22 protein-coding genes are annotated in these 19,370 nt (G+C 75.5%); 12 read left to right on the top strand and 10 right to left on the bottom strand.

The features are described 5' to 3' along the window. Nucleotides 1–47: 47 nt before the first annotated feature. A complete protein-coding gene (locus R3E88_00300; protein ID MEZ4214890.1) occupies nucleotides 48–434 on the top strand; it encodes a GFA family protein in 387 nt (128 codons plus the stop codon). Between the two features lie 15 nt (nucleotides 435–449). Here R3E88_00300 and R3E88_00295 read toward each other — a convergent pair whose 3' ends face one another. Continuing rightward, a complete protein-coding gene (locus tag R3E88_00295) occupies nucleotides 450–917 on the bottom strand; it encodes a hypothetical protein (protein ID MEZ4214889.1) in 468 nt (155 codons plus the stop codon). 275 nt (nucleotides 918–1,192) lie between these two features. Between R3E88_00295 and R3E88_00290 the strand changes: the two genes are divergently transcribed. From R3E88_00290 to R3E88_00260, 7 genes are read left to right on the top strand one after another with little or no spacing between them, the layout of a single operon-like run. Beyond that, on the top strand, nucleotides 1,193–1,798 hold the full coding sequence (locus tag R3E88_00290; GenBank protein ID MEZ4214888.1) for a DUF1990 domain-containing protein: 606 nt from the start codon (nucleotides 1,193–1,195) through the stop codon (nucleotides 1,796–1,798). Nucleotides 1,799–1,828: 30 nt separating this feature from the next. Further along, entirely contained in the window at nucleotides 1,829–2,308 is a 480-nt protein-coding gene (locus R3E88_00285) for a GNAT family N-acetyltransferase (GenBank protein MEZ4214887.1), read from the top strand. Next, entirely contained in the window at nucleotides 2,305–2,931 is a 627-nt protein-coding gene (locus R3E88_00280; protein ID MEZ4214886.1) for a GNAT family protein, read from the top strand. The genes R3E88_00285 and R3E88_00280 overlap by 4 nt, the downstream gene beginning before the upstream one ends. A gap of 25 nt (nucleotides 2,932–2,956) precedes the next feature. Continuing rightward, on the top strand, nucleotides 2,957–3,445 hold the full coding sequence (locus R3E88_00275) for a VOC family protein (GenBank protein MEZ4214885.1): 489 nt from the start codon (nucleotides 2,957–2,959) through the stop codon (nucleotides 3,443–3,445). Between the two features lie 4 nt (nucleotides 3,446–3,449). After that, nucleotides 3,450–4,247, top strand: a complete 798-nt coding sequence (locus R3E88_00270) for a TSUP family transporter (protein MEZ4214884.1) — start codon at nucleotides 3,450–3,452, stop codon at nucleotides 4,245–4,247. A gap of 46 nt (nucleotides 4,248–4,293) precedes the next feature. Then, nucleotides 4,294–4,659, top strand: coding sequence for a DMT family protein (locus tag R3E88_00265; GenBank protein MEZ4214883.1), 366 nt, complete (start codon nucleotides 4,294–4,296; stop codon nucleotides 4,657–4,659). Nucleotides 4,660–4,674: 15 nt separating this feature from the next. Further along, nucleotides 4,675–5,805: an MFS transporter gene (locus tag R3E88_00260; GenBank protein ID MEZ4214882.1), complete on the top strand. Its 1,131-nt coding sequence runs from the start codon at nucleotides 4,675–4,677 to the stop codon at nucleotides 5,803–5,805. Nucleotides 5,806–5,878: 73 nt separating this feature from the next. Here the strand turns inward: R3E88_00260 and R3E88_00255 are convergent, their stop codons facing one another. Beyond that, the gene (locus tag R3E88_00255) at nucleotides 5,879–7,492 is read right to left on the bottom strand and encodes an alpha/beta fold hydrolase (GenBank protein MEZ4214881.1); all 1,614 of its coding nucleotides are present in this window, start codon (nucleotides 7,490–7,492) and stop codon (nucleotides 5,879–5,881) included. A gap of 77 nt (nucleotides 7,493–7,569) precedes the next feature. Between R3E88_00255 and R3E88_00250 the strand changes: the two genes are divergently transcribed. Further along, on the top strand, nucleotides 7,570–8,499 hold the full coding sequence (locus R3E88_00250) for an NAD(P)H-binding protein (GenBank protein MEZ4214880.1): 930 nt from the start codon (nucleotides 7,570–7,572) through the stop codon (nucleotides 8,497–8,499). After that, a complete protein-coding gene (locus R3E88_00245) occupies nucleotides 8,496–9,485 on the top strand; it encodes a hypothetical protein (GenBank protein ID MEZ4214879.1) in 990 nt (329 codons plus the stop codon). The genes R3E88_00250 and R3E88_00245 overlap by 4 nt, the downstream gene beginning before the upstream one ends. Here the strand turns inward: R3E88_00245 and R3E88_00240 are convergent. Then, nucleotides 9,482–10,063, bottom strand: a complete 582-nt coding sequence (locus R3E88_00240) for a CDP-alcohol phosphatidyltransferase family protein (protein ID MEZ4214878.1) — start codon at nucleotides 10,061–10,063, stop codon at nucleotides 9,482–9,484. The two genes, R3E88_00245 and R3E88_00240, sit on opposite strands and share 4 nt — an antisense overlap. A 119-nt stretch (nucleotides 10,064–10,182) precedes the next feature. Between R3E88_00240 and R3E88_00235 the strand changes: the two genes are divergently transcribed. Next, entirely contained in the window at nucleotides 10,183–10,641 is a 459-nt protein-coding gene (locus R3E88_00235; protein MEZ4214877.1) for a cytochrome c, read from the top strand. A gap of 87 nt (nucleotides 10,642–10,728) precedes the next feature. On the opposite strand, the gene R3E88_00230 is transcribed toward R3E88_00235, so the two are convergent. From R3E88_00230 to R3E88_00200, 7 genes are all read right to left on the bottom strand, one after another. Further along, nucleotides 10,729–11,418 (bottom strand): urate hydroxylase PuuD, encoded by a 690-nt coding sequence (locus tag R3E88_00230; GenBank protein MEZ4214876.1) that lies wholly within the window; start codon nucleotides 11,416–11,418, stop codon nucleotides 10,729–10,731. A gap of 198 nt (nucleotides 11,419–11,616) precedes the next feature. After that, the gene (locus tag R3E88_00225) at nucleotides 11,617–12,510 is read right to left on the bottom strand and encodes a 5'-3' exonuclease H3TH domain-containing protein (protein ID MEZ4214875.1); all 894 of its coding nucleotides are present in this window, start codon (nucleotides 12,508–12,510) and stop codon (nucleotides 11,617–11,619) included. Nucleotides 12,511–12,512: 2 nt separating this feature from the next. Continuing rightward, the gene (locus R3E88_00220; protein ID MEZ4214874.1) at nucleotides 12,513–12,959 is read right to left on the bottom strand and encodes a hypothetical protein; all 447 of its coding nucleotides are present in this window, start codon (nucleotides 12,957–12,959) and stop codon (nucleotides 12,513–12,515) included. Between the two features lie 13 nt (nucleotides 12,960–12,972). Further along, on the bottom strand, nucleotides 12,973–14,685 hold the full coding sequence (locus R3E88_00215) for a proline--tRNA ligase (GenBank protein MEZ4214873.1): 1,713 nt from the start codon (nucleotides 14,683–14,685) through the stop codon (nucleotides 12,973–12,975). A 67-nt stretch (nucleotides 14,686–14,752) separates the two neighbouring features. Beyond that, entirely contained in the window at nucleotides 14,753–15,619 is an 867-nt protein-coding gene (ilvE, locus tag R3E88_00210; protein MEZ4214872.1) for a branched-chain-amino-acid transaminase, read from the bottom strand. A 10-nt stretch (nucleotides 15,620–15,629) separates the two neighbouring features. After that, complete coding sequence (locus R3E88_00205) at nucleotides 15,630–16,511, bottom strand: IclR family transcriptional regulator (protein ID MEZ4214871.1); 882 nt, start codon at nucleotides 16,509–16,511, stop codon at nucleotides 15,630–15,632. A 71-nt stretch (nucleotides 16,512–16,582) separates the two neighbouring features. Continuing rightward, complete coding sequence (locus R3E88_00200) at nucleotides 16,583–17,896, bottom strand: FIST C-terminal domain-containing protein (protein MEZ4214870.1); 1,314 nt, start codon at nucleotides 17,894–17,896, stop codon at nucleotides 16,583–16,585. A gap of 171 nt (nucleotides 17,897–18,067) precedes the next feature. Between R3E88_00200 and R3E88_00195 the strand changes: the two genes are divergently transcribed. After that, nucleotides 18,068–19,264, top strand: a complete 1,197-nt coding sequence (locus R3E88_00195) for an HRDC domain-containing protein (protein MEZ4214869.1) — start codon at nucleotides 18,068–18,070, stop codon at nucleotides 19,262–19,264. Nucleotides 19,265–19,370 lie beyond the last annotated feature (106 nt).

Below are 19,370 nucleotides of genomic sequence, written 5' to 3'. Positions count from 1 at the left end.
CCGCGACTTCCCGCGCGCTCGGCGCGCGCACGAGGAGCCACCCGACCATGATGCGAGGAAGCTGCCTGTGCGGCGGGGTCCGCTACGAGGTCACGGGCCCGTTCGGCCCGGCGATCCACTGTCACTGCTCGCAGTGCCGGAAGGCTTCGGGCAGCTCGTTCGCGACGAACGCGAGTGTCGCAGCGAGCGACTTCCGGATCGTCGCGGGCGAGGAGCTGCTCGGGCGGTACGAGTCGTCACCCGGCCAGCTCCGCTGCTTCTGCTCGCGCTGCGGCTCGCCGGTCGTGAAGCTCTACGCGGGCGACGTCCCCTTCGTGCGCGTGCGCCTCGGAACGCTCGACGACGACGCGGGCATCGAGGTGCGCGAGCACTTCCACGTGGGCTCGAAGGCGCCGTGGACGCGGATCCTCGACGACCTGCCGCAGCACCCGTGACGGCGGCGCCCGTCGCTAGTGGAACGCCTCGGGGCCCGCGACGAGCTCGGCGAGCCGGCGCGCGAGCGGATGCCGCGAGAAGCCGCCGAACACGCGCGGCTCGGGGATGAACACGATGCGGCTCCCGAGCTCGGTCGGGCGCCGGAAGTGCAGCCACACGAGCTCCGGGTTGACGAGGAGGCTCGCCGAGACGCGCTCGACGTCGCGGAGGGGCACGCGGATCGTCGTGCGGTAGTTCGAGATCACGAAGTCGGCGCCGTCGAGCGACACGACCTTGGCGCGCATGCAGGCCCAGTAGAAGAGCGCGGTGCCCGCGACGAGCGCCGCGAGGAAGATCCAGCGGAGCACGCTCACGTCCTCTTCCGGGTCGAGCCACTCGGGCGCGACGAACATCAGCGCGGTCGCGCCACCGAACGCGACGATCCAGACGGTGGGGAGCACGAACTTGTAGAGGAAGGTCTGCTTCGAGGAGAGGCGTTCCACGCGTGTTCGTCCCCCGCGCAGTGCGCGCGCGCCGTGCGCCGTGCGCCGCGCGCCGCGCCGTACCCTAGCCGAGCCGTCCCGTCCCGCCGCACTCCCGGGTGGCAGCGCCTAGCGTCGGAGCAGCGGCGCGCACCGCCCTCTCGGACGCGACACGCGCGGGCGCGGAGAGGTACGCTCGCCGCTCGCTCGCGCTCGTCGTCGCCGTCGCCGTCGCCGCCTGGCTCGGAGACGAGTCGGGGCCGCGCGGCCGAACGCGGGAGGCGAGGGGCACGGGCATGACGTTCGCGACGCTGCGGCGCCCGACGCCGGCCGCGATCGACGCGGTGCTCGGCGACGCTGCGCGTCCGTTCGGCTACCGGGAGGTCGGCGCGACGTCGTACGTCGGCGCCCCGCTGCCCCAGCACCTCGCCGCGCGCTACGACGTCGACCACCACCTCTTCGCGATCGGCCGCGGCCGCGACACCTACGCGCGCGCGCGCCGCGCACTCGCGCAGTGGCGTCACTTCGAGATCCCCTGGCTCGAGCTGCACGGCGCGCGTGGCGAGGTCGCGCCGGGCCAGACGGTCGCGACGCTCGTGCGCGTCCTCGGCGTGTGGCTCGTGAGCCCGTGCCGCGTCGTCCACGCGGCACTCGACGAAGGCGCGAGCGACGTCGCGTCCTTCGCCTACGGAACGCTGCGCGGCCACCCGCTTCGCGGCGAGGAGCGCTTCACCGTCGCCTACGACCCCGCGACGAAGGAGGTCACGTACGAGATCGCGGTGTTCTCGGCGCCGGAGATCGCGCTCGCGCGGCTCGGCCGCCCGTTCGCGCGCCGCCTCCAGCGCCGCTTCGTCGCCGCCTCGGCCCGCGCGCTCGCGCGCGCGGCGTCGCCGCCTCGCTGAGCCGGCGCACTCGACGCTAGGCTCCGCGCCGTGCCGACGATCGTCCCCTTCGACCGCGAGCACCTCGAAGCGGTCGTGCGCCTCGCGCTGCGCGCGTGGGAGCCCGTGTTCCCGTCGATCGAGGAGGCGATGGGCACGGAGATCTTCCGCGCGCAGGTCGCCGACTGGCGCGCGAGCCAGACCGCGGCCGTCGAGGCCGCGTGCACGGACGGCGGGGGCGAGGCGTTCGTCGCGCTCATTGCGGGCGAGGTCGCGGGCTTCGTCGCGCTCCGCACGCACGCGGCCGACCGCATGGGCGAGATCCACATGATCGCCGTCGACCCGCGCCACCAGCGCCGCGGCATCGCGGCGGCGATGACGCGCTTCGCGCTCGCGCGCTTCGCGCAGGCGGGCCTGACGACGGCGATGGTGGAGACGGGCGGCGACCCGGGGCACGCGCCCGCGCGCAGCACGTACGAGGCCGCGGGCTTCCGGCACGTGCCGGTCGCGCGCTACTTCAAGAAGCTGTGAGCGGGCGGGCCGCGCGAGCACCGGGGGCGAAGGAGGGCGCGCGGGCGCGCGCCGCGCGCGGCCCGAAGGCGCGGGCGTTCGATGCCCCGGGCGCGCGCGACCTCGCGCTGCGCGCGCCCGACGCGCGCGACGAGGTGGCCTTCGTCGCCGCCGCGCGGCGGAGCGGCGCGCTGCACCGCCCGTTCGTCCACGCGCCGTCGACGCCGGACGCGTTCCGCGCCTGGCTCCTCCGCGCGCGCGAGCCCGGGCGCGCGTGCCACGTGCTCGTCGACCGCCGCACGCGCGCGCTCGTCGGCGTCGTGAACCTGAACGAGATCGCGCACGGCGCGCTCCAGTCGGCCTGCCTCGGCTACTACGCGTTCGCGCCCTTCGAGGGGCGCGGCCTCCTGCGCGCGGGCGTCGCGCTCGCCGTCGCGCGCGCGTTCGGCGCGCTCGGCCTGCACCGCGTCGAGGCGAACATCCAGCCGGCGAACGCGCGCTCGATCGCGCTCGTGCGCGCGCTCGGGTTCCGCTGCGAAGGGCTCTCGCCGCGCTACCTGAAGGTGGGCGGGCGCTGGCGCGACCACGAGCGCTGGGCGCTCCTGCGCGAGGAGTGGCGCGCGGCGCCCCCGCGCCGCGCGTAGCCACGCAGCGCTATCGTCGGCCGCCGTGATCGCGGGCGCCGCCTACGTCCACACCAACATCGTCGCGCGCGACTGGCGCGCGCTCGCGCGCTTCTACGAGGCCGTGCTCGGCTGCGTGCCCGTGCCGCCCGAGCGCGACTACGCGGGCCCGGCCCTCGAAGCGGGAACGGGCCTCGCGAGCGCGCGGCTGCGCGGCGCGCACCTGCGCCTGCCCGGCTGCGGCCCCGACGGGCCGACGCTCGAGATCTACACCTACGACGAGCAGCTTCCGGGCCTTCCCACGGCGGTGAACCGCCCGGGCCTCACGCACATCGCGTTCGCCGTGGCCGACGTCGCGGCGGCACGCGACGAGGTGCTCGCGAACGGCGGCGCGCCGGTCGGGGACGTCGTCGAGCTCGTCGCGGCGACGGGGGCGCGCGTCACCTGGTGCTATGTCGCGGACCCCGAAGGCAACATGATCGAGCTGCAGTCCTGGCGGCCGCCCGAACCCGCGGCGGCCGACCGCGGCGCGTGACGCGGTGACGCTCGACGTCGCCGTCGTCGGCGCAGCCGCATTCGGCGCGTCGCTCGTGTCGCTCTTCTCGGGCTTCGGGCTCGGCACGCTCCTGATGCCGGTCTTCGCGCTCTTCTTCCCGGTCGACGTCGCGATCGCGTCGACGGCGGTGGTGCACGCCGCGAACAACCTGTTCAAGTTCGGGCTGCTCGCGCGCGGTGCGCGGCGCGAGGTCGTCGCGCGCTTCGGCGTGCCGGCCGTCGTCGCCGCGTTCGCGGGCGCGGCGGTGCTCACGGAGCTCGCGCAGTCCGACGCGCTCGCGCCGCTCGCGACCTGGCAGCTCGGCGGGCGCACGGCGCACGTCACACCGCTCGGCCTCGTCGTCGGCCTCGCGATCGTCGCGTTCTCGCTCGCCGACCTCGTGCCCGGCGTCGCGCGTCTCGAGGCGCCGGCGCGCTGGCTGCCGCTCGGCGGCGCGCTCTCGGGCTTCTTCGGCGGCCTCTCGGGACATCAGGGCGCGCTGCGCGCGATCTTCCTGGCGCCGCTCGGGCTCGCGCCGGCCGAGTTCGCGGCGACGCAGGCGGTGATCGCGCTGCTCGTCGACGGCGCGCGCCTCGCCGTCTACGGCGTCGCGTTCGGCGCGACGATGCGCGGCGACGCGTCGATCCCGTGGACGAACGTCGCGGCGGCGACCGCGTGCGCGTTCGCGGGCGCCTACCTCGGGAAGCGCCTCCTCCCGAAGACGACGGTCGGCGCGCTGCGCGCGCTCGTCGGCGCGCTGCTCCTCGTCGTGGGCGCGGCGCTCGCGACGGGCCTCGCCTAGCTTCTGCGCCCCCGCCGCGCCCCTCGCGGCACACCCGGAGCGCGCGATGCCCGCCGTCGTGAAAGCCGTCCTGCTGCTCGTCCTCTCCAACGCGTTCATGACCTACGCCTGGTACGGCCACCTGCGCGACCTCGCCGGCCGCCCGGCCTTCGTCGTCGCGCTCGTCGCCTGGGGCGTCGCGTTCTTCGAGTACCAGCTCCAGGTGCCGGCGAACCGCATCGGCTACACGGCGCTCTCGCTCCCGCAGCTCAAGATCCTGCAGGAGATCGTCTCGCTCGCGGTGTTCGCGCCGTTCTCCATCTTCTACATGCGCGCGCCCATCCACTCGGACTTCCTGTGGGCGGGGCTCTGCCTGCTCGGCGCCGTGTTCTTCCTGTTCCGCTCCTCGTGGCTCGGCGCGCCGGCGGCCTGACGCGGCCACCCACGCATGCTCCCCCTCGGCGGCGCCGCGTTCCTGATGTTCGGCTTCTCGCTCGTGCTGCTCGGCGTGTGCCAGCCGGGCATCGCGCAGTCGCTCGCGCTCGACCACACGCGCTTCGGCCTGCTCGGGTCGGCGCTCTCGGCGGGCATCGGGACGAGCGTGCTCGCCTCGGGCTGGCTCGTGGATCGCTACCCGCGCCGGCCGATCTTCGTCGGCTCGGCGCTGCTCGCGGGCGCCGCGCTCGCGAGCGTCGACGACGGCATGGGCTTCGGCCGCGCGCTCGCGCACGTGGCGCTCCTCGGCGCGGGCTGCGGCGTGTACGACACGCTGCTCAACACGGTGACCGTCGAGCGGTGGGGCGAGAACGCGGTGCGCCCGATGTCGCTCCTCCACGCGGCCGTTCCCCTCGGCGCCGTCGTCGCGCCGTGGCTCGTGCACGCGGCGGGCGGGAGCGGCGAGTGGATCGCCGTCTCGCGCGCGGCGGGCGCATGTTATTTCGCGCTCGCGGCGTGGGCCGCGTTCGTGCCGCTGCCGCCGCCCTCGGCGCGCGCACCGGGCGCGGCGCGGGCCGCGCCCGGGAGCTTCACGAGCGCGGCCTTCCTCGCGCTCTGCGCCGTCGCGTTCGCGTACATCGGGATCGAGGCCGCGCTCACGCTGTTCGCGACGCCCTACGCGATGGGCGCGCTCGCGCTCGGCGAGGCCGAGGGCGGCCGCGCGATCAGCGGGCTGTGGCTCGGCATCGGGCTCGGGAGGCTCCTGCTCCTGCTGCCGACGCGCGGCGTCGACGCGCGGCTCATGGCGGCGTCGGGCCTCGCGGCCGCGGCCGTGGTCGGGCTCGGCGTGCTCTTCGAGGTGCGCCTCGTCGACTGGCTGCTCGGCGCGTGCGGCGTCGCGGTGTCGGCCGTCTTCCCGCTCATGATCGCGCTCGCGGGAAGGCTCGTGCCGCAGGCGCCGGGGCGCGCCGTCGGCCTCGTCGCCGGCCTCGGCTCGATCGGCGGCTTCGCGCTGCCGTGGATCACGGGCGCGCTGTCGGACGCGGTGGGCATCGCGGCCGGCTTCGGGAGCCTCGCGCTGTGGTGCGCGGCGATCGCGGCCGCCGCCGTCGTCGCGCACCGCGCGCACCCGACGACTCGTTAGGCGCGCGGCCGTGCTCCCGCCGGCCGCTCGTTCGCTCGTTGGGCGCGGCACCGCGCCCGGTCGGCGGGCCGCGTCAGACCGAGACGGGCAGGACGGCCGCGAGCACCCAGCCGAGCACGACCGCCTGGAACGACGCCGCGAGCAGCGCGCGGCCGCCGCCCGCGCGCATCGCCGCGCACGGCAGCTCGAGCACGAGCAGGAACGAGCCGAGGATCGGCAGCATCAGCGACACGACGCGCGGCAGCACGCCGAGCGCCGTCGCCGCGGCGAGCGCACCGACGACGAGGAGCCGTCCCGCGAGCGAGAGTGCGACGCCGCGCGCGAGGCCGCCGCGCCGCACGCCGCCCTCGAGCGCGAGGAACGCGGGCAGGAGGAGCGCCGCACACGCGAGCGCGATCGCCGCGCGCGCCGGCGTGAGCGCGAGCCCGTGGAACACGCAGCCGAGTGGCGCGAGCAGGAGCAGGAGCGCCACTCCGCCGGCCGCGCCGGCGGCGAGCGCGGCCGCGGGCTCGCGCACGAGCGCGCGCACGTCGAGGCGGCCGAGCGCGGCGAGCCCCGCGAGCGCGAGCGCGCCCGCGATCGTCAGGTAGGGAACGGCGAGCTCGCCGATCTCGAGCGAGAGCGCGGGCAGCGGCGAGCCGAGCGCGATCGCGGGAAGCGCGGCGACGAGCGAGACGACGAGCACGCCGAGCTCGACGGCGCCGGCGGGCGCGTCGCCCGGCCGCGCGGGCGCGGCGGGCGCGCGCGCGCCGAGCGCATCGCCCGGCGCGAGGCGCGCGCACGCGAGCCCGAGCCCCGGCAGCACGAGCACGGCGAGCAGCGCGCCGAGAGCGGCCGTCGCGCGCCGCGGGTCGTCGAGGCCCGCGGGCTGCGCGCGGTCGCGCCCGTCGATCGCGTCGAGCCAGCGCACGATCTCGCGCACGGCCGCATCGTCGGCCACGATGCCGACGTGGCTCGCGCCCGCGACCATGACGTGCGCGACCGCCGTTCCGTTCGCGAAGTCGCCGTGCACTTCGCCGTCCGCGAGCGACGCGCCGCCCGCGAGCCGCGACGCCAGGCGCTTCACGCCGTCGTGGAGCTCGCGCCGGTCGCCCTCGGCGTAGACGAAGAGCGCGTTCGCGGGCGCGTGCGGGCCCGCGATGCGCCAGCCGCCCGCGATCATCACGGCGCCGTCGATCGTCGGGTCCCACGACGCGTAGCCGAGCGCGGCGCCTGCGCCCATCGAGTGGCCCATCACCGCGATGCGCGCACCGTCGACGAGCGGGCTCGCGCGCAGGTAGTCGACCGCCGCCTCGAGCTCGTCGTGGAAGTCGCTCTTCGGGTGCGAGCGCGCGGCGCGGAAGCCGCCCGCGCGGCGGTTCTCGCCGTGGCCGGCGAGGTCGAGCGCGAGCACGGCGTAGCCGGCGTTCGCGAGCGAACGCGCGAGCGGGCTCATGTTCGCGCGGTCGGACGCGAAGCCGTGCGCGAGCACGACCGCCATCGGGCGCTCGCCTTCGGGCGCGGGCTCGGGCAGGCCGAACGCGCGCGCGCCGGGACGCGGCGGCAGGTAGAGCGTCGCGGGCGTCCACTCCGCGATGCGCAGGTCGACGTGGGTGGGGCCCTCGGCCTGCTGCGCGGCGAGCCGGAGCAGGAGGCCGAGCAGCAGCACGAGCGCGCCGGCGCTCGCGAGCGAGAGCATGCGTTGCATGCGCACAGGAGACCGCTCGCGCGCGCGGAAGTCAACGCGCGTCGGAGGGCGCGGGCCCGATGCTAGGATCGGCCGCCATGCCCGTCCTCGTCACCGGCGCGAACGGCCACCTCGGACGCGCGCTCCTCGAACGGGCGGACGACGGCGCGCGCTTCCGCGCCGCCGTGCGGTCGCAGCGCGCGGCCGCGCAGCTCGAAGCGCTCCCCGCGAGCGCGCGCCCGCCCGTCGCGCTCGTCGACTACGCGGACGAAGCGGCGATGCGCGAGGCCGCGCGCGGCTGCGAGGCCGTCGTCCACCTCGTCGGCATCCTCAAGGAGGCGAAGGGCGCGAGCTACCGCGACGCGCACGAGGAGAGCTGCCGCGTGCTCGCGCGCGCGGCGGCCGCGGCCGGCGTGCGGCGCATCGTGTACCTGAGCATCGTCGGCTCGCGGCCCGGCGCGCGCAACGCGTGCCTCGCGTCGAAGGGCGCGGCCGAGGAGACGCTGCTCGCGGGCGCGGTACCGGCCACGATCCTGCGCGTGCCGATGGTGCTCGGGCGCGGCGACTACGCGGCTTCCGCGCTGCGACGCCAGGCGCTCGCGCCACGCGCGCGCCTCGTCGGCGGCGGCCGCACGCTGCAGCAGCCGATCGACGCGCGCGACGTCGTCGACGCGATCCTCGCCGCGGCGGCCGACACGGGCGACGAGCGCGCCGCGCTCGACCTCGGCGGCCCCGAGTGCCTGCCGCACCGCGAGCTCGTGGCGCGCGCGGCGCGCGCGCTCGGCCGCCCGGCGCCGCGCATCGCGTCCGTGCCGCTCGCGCTCGCGCGCGCGTTCGCCGCCGCCGCGGGCGCGCTGCTCGCGAACCCGCCGATCACGAGCGCGATGCTCGGCGTCCTGCAACACGACGACCGCGTCGACCCGCAGCCCGCGTGCGCGCGGCTCGGCATCGCGCTCACGCCGCTCGACGACACGCTCGCCCACTGCCTGCGCGCCGACGACGCCGCGCCGGCCCCGGAGACGCGATGACCAACGCTCCCGCTCCCGCCGCTCCGCGCAGCTTCGCCGCGCGCGGGGTGCGCCTGCTGCCGTGGCTCGTCACGATCGCGTGCTTCGCCTATCTCTACACGCGCATGGCGGGCGCGGCCGCGCGCGAGCACACGACGGTGCTCGCCTACCTCGGGCGCGCGTTCGCGAACGTGAGCTGGCCGCGCTGGCTCGCGCTGATGGTCCCGTACTCGTTCCTGTTCTTCCTCGTCGACTCGGCCGTCGTGTGGCGCGTCGTCAACTGGTTCAACACGCGCGTCGCCTACCGCGACATCCTGCCCGTGCGCGGAAGCTCGTACATCCTGTCGATCCTGAACGAGCAGGTGGGGAAGGGCGCGATGGGGCTCTACCTCTATCGCCGCCACGGCGTGCCGGGCTGGGAGCTCGGCTCGAGCATGCTCTTCATCATGCTGTGCGAGCTGCTCTACCTGTCGACGTGGGCGACGGTGGGCTGGTGGATCTCGGGCGACGCGCTGCCCGAGGTGTTCGCGCTGATCCCGCGCGTGTACGTCGGCATCCTCGTCGCGTTCGCGCTCTTCCACCTCTTCATGACCGGCGCGATCGCGCCCGGCGTGAGGCTGCGAGAGCGCCCCGTCTTCCGCGCGTTCCGCGAGGCGCGCTGGCACTACTACCCGACGATCATCGCGCTGCGCTCGCCCGCGCTGCTGACGGCGGTCGTCGTCTACACGCTCGCGCTGCACCTGTTCGGCGTCGACGTCGGCTTCGGCTCGATGCTCGGCTACCTGCCGGTGATCTTCTTCGGCGCCGCGACGCCGGGGCCGATGCGCTCGGTCGCGATCACGCTCTGGGTCGTGCTCTTCCCGAACCAGGACCCGGGCGCGATGACCGCCTTCGGCCTCGTGCAGCACAACTTCTTCATCTTCTTCAACGCGGCGATCGGGCTGCTCTTCCTGCGCCGCGCGAACCGCGAGCTGTTCGGCGAGGCGCCCGCCGGCGGCGGCGCCTAACGAGCGCGGCGCGCGGCGAGCGCGCGGTCGAGCATCGAGGCGAGCGTCGTCGCGACGAGCGCGAGCCCGAGGGCGTGCACGAGGCCCGCGGGCGGCCACCCGAGGCCGAGCCCGTCGCGCACGACGGGAACCCCGAGCAGCGCGAAGTAGGCGATGCCGTTCCAGCGCCCGAGCGCGCTCGCGCGCAGCGCGCGCCCCCGCGTCGCGCGCGAGTCGACGACGTACTGCACGAACGCCGCCGCGACGAGCGCCGGCAGCGCGAGCGGCGCCTCGCCGCGCAGCGCCACGGCGAGCAGGCCGAGCGACGCGAACGTCGCGTCGGTGGCGTGGTCGAGGAGCCCGCCGAGCGGCGATGCCTCGCCGTAGCGGCGCGCGACGCGCCCGTCGACGAGGTCGGTCGCGACTGCGAGCCAGAAGAGCGCGAACGCCGCGCCGTGTGCGCCGCTCGCGATCGCGAGCGCGCACGCGGGCGCGGCCGCGAGCCGCACGGCCGTGAGCGCGTTCGCGCGCGTGCGCCAGCGCGGCGCCGCTTCGCGCGGCGACCCGCTCGGCGCATCGACGGGGCCCGGGTGCTCCACGGCGCGAACCATAGATCGCGCTCCGCGCGCTCGCGCGCGCCCGCGGCGCGGCTACTGTCCGGGCCGCAATGCGGAGAGGAGCCCGGGCGACGATGCGGAGAAGAACGACGGGAAGGGCGATGGCTGCGGCGGGCGTGCTCGCGCTCGCCGTCGCGGCGTGCGGCGGGGGCGACGAACCGAACGCGAACGCGCGAGCGTCCGAGCCGGGTGCGCCCGCGCGAGCCTCGAGCGCGGGAGCCGAAGCGCCCAAGGCGCGCGGCGCCACATCCGATGCATCCGCCGGCGCAGCGTCGGGCACGCCGTCGCAGTCGGAGCTCGTCGCGCGCGGCGAGCGCATCTACAACGTGAACTGCATCGCCTGCCACCACCGCGACCCGACGCAGGACGGCGGCCTCGGCCCGGCGATCGCGGGCTCGCCGCGCGCGCTCGTCGAGGCGCGCGTGCTGCGCGGCGAGTACCCGCCCGGCTACACGCCGAAGCGCGACACGCGCCTCATGATCCCGCTTCCGCACCTCGAGCCCGAGATCGACGCCCTCACCGCCTTCCTCGCGAGCCGCGCGCAGGGCGGCGCGAACTAGCGAACGACCGCCGAGAACGAAGAAGGGCCCCGGAGCGCGGCGCTCCGGGGCCCTCTTCGTCCGGTCCGCGCGCGCGGCGCGCCGCGGTCAGCTGTTCAGGAAGAAGCCGATCGCCCAGAGCACGGCCGCGAGGCCGAGGCCCCCGTGGATCGTCCCCGAGACGGTGGTGAGCGGCTTCTGCGTCGCGGCGCCGGGCCCGATCAGCCCGTTGATCTCGACGAGCACGATCAGGCCGCCGGCGACGAGCCAGTAGAGCATGTCGTTCGCGCCGTTGTTGAGCGACTGCAGGTGGCTCGCCGACGCCATGAAGAAGAGCATCGGGATCGAGAAGAGCGTGTTCGTGCGCGAGGCCATGCCGGCCTTGCCGCCGCGCGCCGGCGCTTCGGGGATCGCCTGGCCGCCGCCCGCGACCTGCTCGGCCGAGCGGATCACGACCTGCTGCGCCGGCCAGATCACGAACCACACGTTGGCCCACATGAACGTGCCCATCAGACCGCCCGTGAGGATGCGCGTCATGTAGCCGTCGGTGAGCGAGAAGCCCTGGTGGAGCTTCATCAGCACGATGGTCCAGCCGGAGAGGAACGTGAACATGGCGCCCCAGCGGAACCACCAGAGCGCGTTCGGCACGAGGCCGCGCGTCATCGCGCCCTTGGCCTGCCCACCGAGCTCGCTGCCGAAGAACGGCGTCTGGATGAAGTTGAAGTAGTAGAGCACGCCGATCCACGTGATCCCGGCCAGGAAGTGGATCCAGCGGAGCAGGAACTCGCCGTATTCCATGGTGCTTCTCCTCGGGGCTGGGGCCGGGGGCGGTGACATCGCGCCGCACCGGGCCCGGGGCGGCGGATTCTATCCGCGAATCCCTCGCAGCCGCGAGCCTTTTCGGGGAGAGCTGCAGGACGCCCCGCGCGCCCGCCGCCGCCGCTCGGCGCCCACGGCGCCGGCCTCGCGCGCGCGAAGCGGTGCTCCGGGCGGGGCTCAGTCCGCCCAGACGGGGATGCGGCTCGCGATGCGCCCCCAGCCGAGCTCGGCGAAGAGCGGCTCGACGGCCGCGCGATCGGCGCCGCGCAGCGCGAGCTCGCGCAGCCCGGCGCGCAGGCCGGGCACGTCGGCGCGCACCGTCGCGAGCGCGCGCGTCGCGAGCGCGGCGTCGCGGTGCGTGGCGATGCGCAGGGCGGCGCGCGCCGCGCCGCGGATGCCGAGCCCGTCCCAGCGCGCCGCGTCGGCCGGGATGTCCTCGATGCGCCGGAACGCGCGCAGCGCGGCCGCCGCCGTCTTCGCCCCGACGCCCGGCACGCCCGGCAGGTTGTCGACCTTGTCGCCGACGAGGCCGAGGTAGTCGGGGATCTGCGCGGGGTCGACGCCGAACTTCGCGCGCACCGCGTCCGCGTCGACGACGTCGTCCTTGCCGAAGTCCGCGAGCCACGCGCGCCCGTCCTCGCGCACGAGCTGCGAGAGGTCCTTGTCCGTCGTGTGGATCGCGACCTCGACGTCGGGCTTCGCGAGCAGCCCTCGCGCGAGCGTCGCGATCACGTCGTCGGCCTCGAAGCCCTCGCACTCGAAGACGGGGAAGCCGAGCGCCGTGGCCGCCCGCCGGCACAGGTCGAACTGCAGCTCGAGGTCGGCGTCGGGCTCGCCGCGCTGCGCCTTGTAGGCCGGGAACAGCTCGTTCCGGAAGCTCGTCATCGCGTGGTCGAAGCAGACGGCCATGTGCGAGGGCCGCCGCTCGCGCAGGTGCCGCAGCAGCATGTTCGCGAAGCCGTAGGCCGCGTGCGTCGGGCGTCCGTCGGGCGCGCGCATCTCCGACATCGCGAACCAGGCGCGGAAGATGTAGACGTGCCCGTCGACGAGGTGGACGGTGCGCGGGGCCATCGCTAGTCGCCGGTGCCGCGCGGCGCGGGCGCGGCGTCGAGCGGCACGAGCCGCAGCGGCGTCGACGCGTCGTAGTCGCGCAGCCAGCCGATGGCGCGGTCGGCGAAGCCGTACTTCGCGCGCATGCGCGCGTTCACGTCGCGCCGCGCGTCGTCGCCCGGGCGCTCGACGACGCGGTAGCGCCGCGTCGCGCCCGCGCGGTCGAGCTCGACGGTGCCCGCGCGCACCGCGTCGGCCACCCAGCCCTTGCCGGCCGACCCGCGCACGAGGAGGCCCGCGTCGTCGTCGACGACCCAGATGCGCGTCGCGCGCGCCCCCGCGCCGCCCGCGGCCGCGCTGTGGATCACGACCACCTCGCCCATCTCGGAGAGCCCGATCATCGACGCGGCGAGCGCGACGAGCACGCCGCCCGCGCCGCCCGCGATGCGTCCGAGCCGCCCGACGGCCACGTCCGCGCCCCGCCTAACGCCGGCTCTCGAGCACGAGCTCGGCGACGTGGTCGGCGGCCTTCTCGACGTCGAGCTTCGACGTCTCGCCGTCGCGGCGGCGCACCACCTCGACCTTGCCCTCGGCGAGGCCCTTCGGGCCGACCGTGATGCGGAACGGGATGCCGACGAGCTCGGCGTCCTTGAACTTGACGCCCGGCCGCTCGTCGCGGTCGTCGAGGATCGCGTCGATGCCGGCGGCGAGGAGCTTCTCGTAGATGCGCTCGCCGGCCTCGAGCGGCTCGACCTGCTTCGCGTCGAGCACGCTCACGACCACTTCGTAGGGCGCCACGTTCACGGGCCAGCAGATGCCCTTCTCGTCGTGGTGCGCCTCGACGACCGCCGCGACGTTGCGGCCGATGCCGATGCCGTACGAGCCCATGATCACGGTGCGCTGCTTGCCGTCCTCGCCGAGGACCTTCACGTCGAGCGCTTCCGCGTACTTCGTGCCGAGCTTGAAGATGTGCCCGACCTCGACGGTCTTCGCGACGCCGAGCGCGCTCTCGCACATCGGGCACGCCTCGCCCGCCTTCACCTCGCGCAGGTCGAGCCAGCCCTTCACGTCGATGTCGCGCTCGACGTCGACGCCGCGCAGGTGGAAGTCGTCCTCGTTCGCGCCCGTCACCATGTTCGCGCGTCCGCGCAGCGCCTCGTCGGCGATCGCGAAGTGCGCGACGCCGACCGCGCCGAGCGAGCCCGCGTGCGCGCCCATCGCCGCGACGATCTCGTCGCCCGTCGCCGGGCGCAGCTCGCTCGCCTCGACCTGGTCGCGCAGCTTCTGCTCGACGAGCTGGTGGTCGCCGCGCAGCAGCACGAGCACCGTCTTGCCGTCGACGACGTACACGAGCGTCTTCACCTGCCGCTCGGCCGGCGCGCCGCCCTGCATGCGCGCGAGGTCGTCGATCGTGCGCACGCCGGGCGTCGGGAACTTCTCGGGTGCGGCGCTCGCCGCGGGCGCGTCCTCGACGGGCGCGAGCTTCGACGTCGCCTTCTCGAAGTTCGCCGCATACCCGCAGCTCGCGCAGACGGCGACCCAGTCTTCGCCGGCGTCGCTGCGCGCCATGAACTCGATCGAGTCGCTGCCGCCCATGTTGCCCGACGACGCCTCGACCGCGATCGCGTCGAGCCCGAGCCGCGCGAAGATCTTGCGATAGGCCTCGAAGTGGCGGTCGAACGACGCGTCGAGCCCGGCCTCGTCGAGGTCGAACGAGTACGAGTCCTTCATCGTGAACTCGCGCACGCGCAGGAGCCCGCTCTTCGGACGCGCCTCGTCGCGGAACTTCGTCTGGAACTGGTACCAGGCCTGCGGCAGCTGCTTGTACGAGCGCAGCTCGCTCGCGATCACCGAGAAGATCTCCTCGTGCGTCATGCCGAGCGCGAGGTCGGCGCCCTTGCGGTCGCGCAGGCGGAAGAGCTCCTCGCCCATCGTCTGCCAGCGCCCCGAGCGCTCCCACGGCTCGCTCGGCTGCAGGCACGGCAGCACGAACTCCTGTGCGCCGATCGCCTCCATCTCCTTGCGCACGATCGCCTCGACCTTGCGCGCGACGCGCTGGCCGAGCGGCAGCAGCGCGTACGAGCCCGCCATCAGCTGGCGGATGAAGCCGCCGCGCACGAGCAGCTTGTGGCTCGCCGCCTCCGCATCGGCCGGGTCGTCGCGAAGCGTCGGAATGAAGGCCTTCGACCAGCGCACGAGGTTCTCCGTTCGGGCACGACCGCGAGGGAAGGGGCGGCGGCCGGCGGAGAATAGCCGCGCGCCCTCAGAACGCCGTGCCGCGCTCCTTCGTGTAGGGGCCGAAGGCGTCGTCGATGCGCTGCGTGACGGGGCCGCGTCCGCCGAGGCCGACGACGGCGCCGTCGAACGTGCCGACGGGCACGATGCGCGCGCCGCTTCCCGTCAGGAAGACCTCGTCGGCGGCGAACAGGTCGAAGCGGCCGAGTGAGGCCTCGCGGGCGGCGATGCCGAGGCGCGCGGCGAGCTCGAGGACGCTCGCGCGCGTGATGCCCTCGAGGCAGCCGTCGGACGGCGGCGGCGTCGTCAGCACGCCGTCGCGCACGGTGAACACGTTCGCGACGGCGGCCTCGGCGACGAGGCCCTGCGCGTTGAGGATGAGCCCCTCGTCCGCGCCCCGAAGCCTCGCCTCGCGCTTCGCGAGCACGCTGTTGAGGTAGTTGAGGCTCTTGACGCGCGGGTCGAGCGCGTCGGCCGCGGGGCGGCGCACGCTCACGGTGACGAGGTCGATGCCGCGCGCGAGCTTCGCGGCGTCGTAGAGGCGGATGGCGTCGGCGATGCAGAAGAGCGTCGGGCGCTCGCATAGCGTCGGGTCGACGCCGAGCCCGCCCGCGCCGCGCGTCGCGACGAGCCTCAGGTAGGCCTCGTCGCGGCCGTAGGCGCGCGCCGTCTCGAGCACGGCCTTCTCGACGCCCTCGATGCCGCCGGGCAGCGCGAGGCCGATCGCGTCGAGGCCGGCGCGGAAGCGGCGCAGGTGGTCGGCCAGCCGGAACACGCGCCGGTGGTAGACGCGCATGCCCTCGAAGACGCCGTCGCCGTAGAGCAGGCCGTGGTCGGTCACGGAGACGCGCGCGTCGGCGGCCTCCACGATGCGTCCGTCGATCCATACCTTCATCGGGAATCCTTCATCGGGAGTCTCCTGGTGCGCTTCGCGCGCGGCGGGGCACCGGCGGCGCGCGGCGCGCGCCGTTCGCGTCGGCGGCCCGCGCCGCCGGACGGGGGTCGAGTTCGAGGCGCGCGGCGATCGCGTCCGCCGTCTTCCGCACGCGCTCGCCGAGCGCGCCGACGCCGAGCTCGGCGACGCGCGGCGACGACGCGGCGAGCGCGACCTGCGCGACGAGCTGGCCGCCGCGCAGCACGGGCGCCGCGATCACGGAGAGGCCCGCGATCCACTCGTCGACGTTCGCCGCGTAGCCGCGCTCGCGCGCGAGCTCGACTTCCCGCGCGAGCGCGCGCGCGTCGACGTGCGTCGCGGCGGTGAAGGCCTCGAGCGGCGGCGCGCTCGCGCCCGCGTTCGCTTCGGCGGGCTCGAGTGCGTCGGGCGCGAACGCGAGCTGGAGCTTGCCGACGGCCGTCGCGTGCGCGGGCACGGCCTGGCCGACGCGCGGCGCGGCGCGCAGGAAGCCCGTCCCCTCGACCTTGTCGAGCACGACGAGCCGGCCCGCGCGCGCGGCGACGAGGAAGAGCGTCTCGCCGAGCGCCTCGGCCTCGCGCTCGAGCACGGGGCGCGCGGCGGCGACGACGGGCTCGCGCTCGAGCACGCCGAGCCCGAGCGCGAGGAGCCCGATGCCCGGCCGGTAGCGCCCGCGCTCGTCCTGCTCGACGAGGCCGCGGTGGCGGAGCGCGCCGAGCAGGCGATGCACGCTCGACTTCGGCATCGCGAGCGCGCGCCCGATCGCGCTCACGCCGGTGGAGCCGCCCTGCGCGTGCAGGTGGAAGAGGATGTCGATCGCCTTGTCGACGGTGCCGAGCGGCGAGTCGGCGCGGAGATCGGGAGGGGAGGCCATGCGAGGGTCCGGGGGCTGCGGGCGAATTCGTTCCGGATATCAGAACTACTGTCTCATATCCGGAACAACAGCTACCACGGACCGCCATCGGGCTGCAAGGGGTCGGGCTCCGCGCCGCCGAGCGCGGCGAGGACGCCCGTGTGCGTCATCAAGGATGGATGGAGCGCAGCGGCCGCCGGGCCCGCCCCGCCGCACGGCGCCGGCCCGACCTGCCACGCGCCGACGAGCCCGAGCCACGGCGCGGCGCCGAACGCCCGCGCCAGGTAGGCCGCCTCGAGCCCGTCCTCGCCGAAGAGCGCGGTGCCGCGGCGCGCGCACGACAGCGCGAGCCCGAGGGCCGCGGGCGCGGCGCGCGGCGCTTCGCGAAGGCGCTCGGCCGCGGCCGAGAGCGCGTCCCGCGCGGCGAGCGCGTCGCGGTGCGCGAAGGCGAGGAGCGAGCCCTCGCGAACGGGCTCGGGGAGCGCGATCGCGCCGGCCGCGGCGTCGATGCCGACGATGGCGCGGACGTGCGCCGGGTGCGGGGCCGCCTCCAGCGCGGAGCCCGCTTGCGCCGCGTGCGAAGCACACGCCGCGTCCGCGCACGGCGGCGGCGGGAGCGCGACGAGCACGCTGCGCAGCGCGCGGCGCTCGTCGTCCCAGAGCGCGCCCGCCGCGTCGCGCAGCTCCTCGAGCGCGCTCGCGCCCTCGAGCTCGTGCACCCAGTGGCCGCTCGCGCGCCCGACGCGCAGCGGCGGGCCGAGCCGCACGCCGGGCGCGAGCTCGACGGCGGGCGGCGCACCCCCGCGCACGCGCACCCCGAGCACGCCGCCGCGCACCCGCTCGCCGTTCGCGACGATGGTGGCCGCGCCACCGCCGGGCCCCTCGACGCCCGCGCCTAACACACGCGCCGGCGCGCAGGCCGCGAGGCCGCGCACGAGCGCGCGCGCGTCGAGCTCGCCGGCGCAGGCGACGACGAGCAGCGCGTCGCGGCCCGCGGCGTCGAACGGGCCGAGCGCGTGGGCGAGCTCCTCGCCGACCTCGGCCTCGCGACCGCGCGCGTCGTCGACCGCGTGGACGCGCGAGCCGCCGCGAAGCGCGACGATGCCGACGCCCGGGAGGCCGACCCGCTCGTGGCCGGGGGCGAGCAGCCCGCCCACCTGTGCCGCCGCGACCTCGCGCGCGCCGAGCGCACGGCCGAGGGCCTCGGCCGCGTCGCGCTCGAGCGCGCCGTGGGAGGAGGTCGCGAAGAGGAGGGCGAGGTCGCAGCCCGGCGCGGCGCCCGAAGGCCGCGCGCCCGCAGGCCCATCGGCGGGGCTGCCAGCGAGCTGGCCGGCGAGCCGCTCGGCCGCCCGCTCGATCGCCTGCTCCGGGCGCGGGCTGCCGTCGACCTCCACGAGCGCGTGCACGGCCGGCGAGTATAGGGGCGGACTTCGCCCGTTTCGGGGGCATGGGGCGTCGGCTAGAGTCGGCGCGTCCGGCCGACGCCCTCCTCGACGCCGGACGGGGCCCCGGAGAGCCTTCCCTCCATCGCCGGGCCCGACCGCGGTTTCTTCGAGCTCGAGCAGAAGGATCCTGGCTTGGATCCAGTCGAGGGCATGGTGGCAGATTTCGTGATCATCGAGCGGCAGAGCGACCTCGAGGCTCTCGCTCAGGATCTCCTGAAAGAGAAGATCGTCGCCGTCGATACCGAGGCCGACAGCTTCTACCACTACTTCGACAAGACCTGCCTCGTCCAGATCGCCACCGCGAAGAACACGTACCTCGTCGACCCGCTCGCGCTCGGCGGGCCGTCGGAGCTGGCGCCGCTCGCGCCGCTCTTCGCCTCGCCCGACGTGCGCGTCGTCTTCCACGCCGCCGAGTACGACATCTACGTGCTGAAGCGCGACTGCGGCTTCGAGTTCGCGAACCTGTTCGACACGATGGTGAGCGCGCAGCTGCTCGGCTACCCGGCCGTCGGGCTCTCGGCGCTGATCGAGCACCACTTCGGCGTGAAGCTGCCGAAGGACGAGCAGCGCTCCGACTGGTCGCGCCGCCCGCTCACCGACGAGCAGCTCACCTACGCCGCGTCCGACGTGCAGTACCTCATCCGCCTGACGGACAAGCTCGAGAGGGAGCTGCGCAAGGCGAAGCGGCTCGAGTGGGCGCAGGCCGAGTTCGAAGCGCTCACGAAGCGCCAGTGGCCGAGCCGCGGCTTCGACAAGCTCGGCTACCTGCGCATCAAGGGCGCCAAGAAGCTCGACCCGAAGTCGTTGGGCGTGCTGCGCGAGCTCTATCTGCTGCGCGACAAGCGCGCGAGAGAGATCGACCGCCCGCCCTTCAAGGTGCTCGGCAACCGCACGCTGCTCGACATCGCCGAGGCGAAGCCGCGCACGCAGGCCGCGCTCGCCGAGATCAAGGGCGTCTCCGAGCTCATCGTGCGCCGCATGGGCAGCGACCTCCTCGAGGCCGTGCGCGAGGGCAAGAAGGAGGGCCACGGGCCCATCCCGAAGCTCGAGGGCAACGGCCGCCGCCGCATGGACCGCCGCGCCGAGCGCCGCCTCACCCACCTCAAGCGCTGGCGCACGACGCGCGCCGGCGAGCTCGGCCTCGACCCCGGCGTCCTCTGCCCGAACTCCGCCCTCGAGGCCATGGCCATCGACCCGCCCGATTCCGCCGCCGCCCTCGACGGCCGCAAGGAGATCAAGGGCTGGTTCGCGAAGGAGTTCGGCGACGAGGTCGCCGGCGTCCTCGCCGACCGCGCGGGCGACGCCGAGGACGACGGCGCGGCGGACTAACGTCGGCCGCGCTTTCGCGCGCGGCTCGCGGCTCGCGGTCGCAGCCTTCCCGCGCCAGGAGCGAGTGCTCCTCGGCCTCGCTCGCTGCTCGGGAGGGGAGGCCTCG

The sequence above is a fragment of the Myxococcota bacterium genome, from assembly GCA_041389495.1.
Classification (GTDB): Bacteria; Myxococcota_A; UBA9160; order UBA9160; family UBA4427; genus JAWKRT01.
This window is presented reverse-complemented; position numbering and strand designations above follow the sequence as displayed.